Source organism: Guyparkeria sp. SB14A, from assembly GCF_005096345.1.
GTDB lineage: Bacteria > Pseudomonadota > Gammaproteobacteria > Halothiobacillales > Halothiobacillaceae > Guyparkeria > Guyparkeria hydrothermalis.
Map to the genome: position 1 here is coordinate 1 of NZ_SWAW01000058.1, position 3,397 is coordinate 3,397.

Consider the following 3,397-nt stretch of genomic DNA (forward strand, 5'->3'; position numbering starts at 1 on the left):
GCGGTTTCCTCGCGGCCGGCGCGGATGGCCTTGCCGATCTTCTTCAACGCCACCGCGCGACCGGGTGCGAAGAAGTCCTTGCCGGCGGTGCTGTGATCGCGGATGAAACGCTTGACGATCCGATGCTGGACGGCAGTGCCACGGCACTGGGCGACGGGCTTGCCGTCGCGCTGCGGCACATCGCCCAACGCCGCAAGCGCGGCGAGGCGGCGCCCCGATTGCTGGTCTGGACCGACGGGGTCAATACCGGCGGCGAGATGTCGCCGGCCGAGGCACTGACCCTGGCCCGGGCCGAGAACATCGAGCTGTTCACCATCAACCTGGCGCCGGCCGACGCGGAGGGCGCGGCCGACGGACCCACCCTGGAGGACCTGGCCCGGTTGTCCGGCGGCGAGGCAATCGCCGCCGGCGATCGCGACGCGCTGATGTCGGTCACCGATACCATGGCGCGCCACCGGGTGGACGATGCCGACCGGCCCGGGCGCCGCACGCGGCATTCCCTGCTCGGCGGCTTCCTGGCGGCGGGACTCCTGTTCCTGTTGCTGGCGCAATTCTTCCATACCCGGTTGCGGGGGTAGCGGCATGGACGAGCGTGTCGACAACCTGGCGACTCTCTGGGGGCTTCTGGCGCATGCCGGGACCTGGCCGAGCCTGGTCCGCCCCGAGGCCCTGCTGCTGCTCGCGCTGCCGGTCGCGCTCGCCTGGTGGGGGCGACGCTACCGGGCACGGCTCGATCACTACGCCGACCGGTCATTGCAGGCGTGGGCCTTCGCCGCCACCGGCAAGCGGCGGGGCCGGCGGGCATGGCTCGGCCGGCTGTTCCTGGTGCTGTTCTGGTTGCTCGCCGCCCTCGCCCTGGCCGATCCGCGCCTGCCGCGGCCCGGCGACACGGCCGACCAGATGCGCGCCCCGGTGCTGTTCGTGGTCGACGGCTCGGCGGCGATGAGCGGCCGCGACGTCGAGCCCGACCGGATCGGGCGGGCCGTGATGCTGATGTCGCTGTTCGCCGAATCGGACCCCGGCCGGCCCATGGGGCTGATGCGCTATGCCGACACCGCCGGGGTGCTGCTGCCGCCCAGTGACGATGCGAGCCTGCTCACGTTCTACGCCCAGCAGTTGCCCGGGCTGCTCGCCCGCCAGCCCGCCGGCCGGCCCGACCGGGCGTTCGCACTCGCCGCGCGCATGGAGGCCCTGAAGGATGGCGCCGTGATCTGGCTGACCAGCGGCGATGCCCGCCAGTTCGCCGGTGACCAGGGCAGCCGCACCATCGCCGCCGCCGAGCGCCTGAAGGCGCGCGGGATTCCCGTGATCGCCGTGACCCTGGCGCGCAAGTCGACGCCGCTGTACCACGACGGCCAGCAGCTGCGCGGCAGCGAGAACGACATCCTCCGGTCCCGGCCCCGGTTCGGGCGCGTCGCCGAGATCGCCCGACTGACCGGGGGGGGCGGCGCGGCCCACCGGCGTGTTGCAGGACGACGCGGATTTCCTGGTCGATGCGGTCGCCGGGCTGCCGGCGCCGCCGCCGTCCAGGGATGCGGTGGAGCAGCGCACCTCCGTGGCCGTGCTGGCACTGTGGGCGGCCATGGCGATGCTGGCCCTGGCCCTGTGGGTCGAATGGGGCGGTGGTGGTCGGCGCCGGACCCTGCTCGCCGTCCTGATGATCGGGCTCGCGCCCGTCGCGTTCACCACGGCGCACGCCGAGTCGGTGGTCGACGCCCCGAGCCGCGCGGCACTGCTGGACGAAGGCCGGTCGGCCCTCGGACAGCAGGAGTTCGCCCGTGCCCAGGCGGCGTTCGACCGGGCGACCGGTTACACCGCCCGGCTGGGCGGGGGGATGGCGGCCTATCGGCGCGCCGACTACCCGCACGCCGTCGATCGACTGCAGGCAGCCGTCTGGCTGGCGGACTCGCCACGCGAGCGCATGCTGGCACTGTTCGACCTCGGCGATGCCCTGGTGCTTGCCGGGCGCTACCGGGCGGCGGTATCCGCGTTCGACGCGGTGCTTGCCCTCGACCCGGAACACGTGCCGGCCTCGATCAATCGCCGGATCGCCGCCAGGCTCGCCCAGGCGGCCCAGCGGGGCGCGGACGAAAAACAGCCGAGTTTCAGCGGCAACGCGCTAGAGCAACCCAAGCAGATCGACCCGAACCGGGGCGCGCGCATGAGCCAGCAGATGCTCGAGGGCAAGGGAGCCGGCGGCGGCGCGACTGGCGGGCGCACGGTCGACGAGGCCAAGCCGTTCCGGCTCGACGAAGGGCTGCTGCAGGGCGCACGCAAGAAACTCGAACGCATCCGGGATCGTCCCCGGCCGGCGATCCGCGAGCTGTTGCGCCAGCAACCCTACAAGGGAACGGTGGGGCAGCGTGTTTCCGGGGAGGCGGAGCGATGAGACCCGTACGTGCGCTGGGGGCCATGCTGCTCGCCGTGGTGACGGTGACCGGGGCGATCGGCACGGCCCACGGCGAGATCCCGCTGCCGGAGCCCGATACAGGGGGCGACGGCGGATCCTTCGCTTCCAAGGTGGAGATCGGCCCGATCGAGCGGCTGGCGCCGATCGAGCAGAAGACCAGCCGGGCGGGGGCCGGGCGCCTTCCCGACGGGGTGAGCGTGACAACCGACGTGACCCGGCTCGAACCGGTGCAGCGCGAAACCTTCCTGGTCACCCAGACCATCCTCGACCCGGCGCGTCGACTGCGCGGCGTCGAGGTGCATCGGCCACGGGGTGACGGCTTCGATGTGCGGCCGATCTGGGTGACCCACGACAGCGTCGAGATCGACGGCCGGCTGGTGGACCGCCGCCACTATCGCTGGGTGGTGCAGGCCCTGCGTCCCGGCGAGCTCACGCTCGACTTCCACCGCATCAATTTCAAGGTGGTCGGGTCGGCGCAGAGCCGGTATGCCTTCGTGCCGGTCAGTAGGCGTCTCGAGGTCACCGCCCTGCCGGCCTACCTGCCCACCTACCTGCCGGTGACCCCCCGGCTGCGGTTCGAGGACGTCGGGGTCACCCCGCTGGTCGCCGGTCAGCCCGGCAACTGGCAGTTCCGAGTGCGGGGCGTGGGCCTGACCGCCGACGGCCTGACGCGGCTGATCCAGGCGCAGCTGGTGGCACCGCCGGGACTGCGCCTGGGCCAGCCCGAGATCCATGCGCTGCCGGCCTCGGCGGAGGCGACCTCCCCGGAATCCTCCATCGCCGGGGTCTGGCAGGTGAATATCTCGCTCCTGCCCTCGGATCGAGCGGGCGGTTCCGACGGTGGCGCGGGGCATGCCCGCCTGCCGGCGCTGCGCCTGCCCTACATCGACCCGCGTGCCGCGTCACCGGGGGCGAGCCTCGACTATGCCCGCCTCGCCGCGCGCCAGGTGGCCTGGCAGGCCGAGCCGGCTGTCCGCGCTGCCGTCC

The 3,397-nt window shown here is 72.9% G+C and carries 4 protein-coding genes; 3 read left to right on the forward strand and 1 reads right to left on the reverse strand.

Annotated elements, in window-relative coordinates:
* A partial coding sequence (locus tag FAZ79_RS11180) for a VWA domain-containing protein (protein WP_136868038.1) occupies positions 1 to 578 on the forward strand: 578 nt, incomplete at its 5' end.
* 172 nt (positions 579 to 750) lie between these two features.
* Here FAZ79_RS11180 and FAZ79_RS11755 read toward each other — a convergent pair.
* Entirely contained in the window at positions 751 to 1,584 is an 834-nt protein-coding gene (locus tag FAZ79_RS11755) for a hypothetical protein (RefSeq protein ID WP_247709550.1), read from the reverse strand.
* On the opposite strand from FAZ79_RS11755, the gene FAZ79_RS11760 reads away from it, so the two are divergent.
* A complete protein-coding gene (locus tag FAZ79_RS11760) occupies positions 1,556 to 2,389 on the forward strand; it encodes a tetratricopeptide repeat protein (protein ID WP_247709551.1) in 834 nt (277 codons plus the stop codon). The genes FAZ79_RS11755 and FAZ79_RS11760 overlap by 29 nt on opposite strands.
* Positions 2,386 to 3,397 (forward strand): hypothetical protein (locus FAZ79_RS11765; RefSeq protein WP_247709552.1); only part of this gene is annotated, 1,012 nt, incomplete at its 3' end. The genes FAZ79_RS11760 and FAZ79_RS11765, both read left to right, overlap by 4 nt.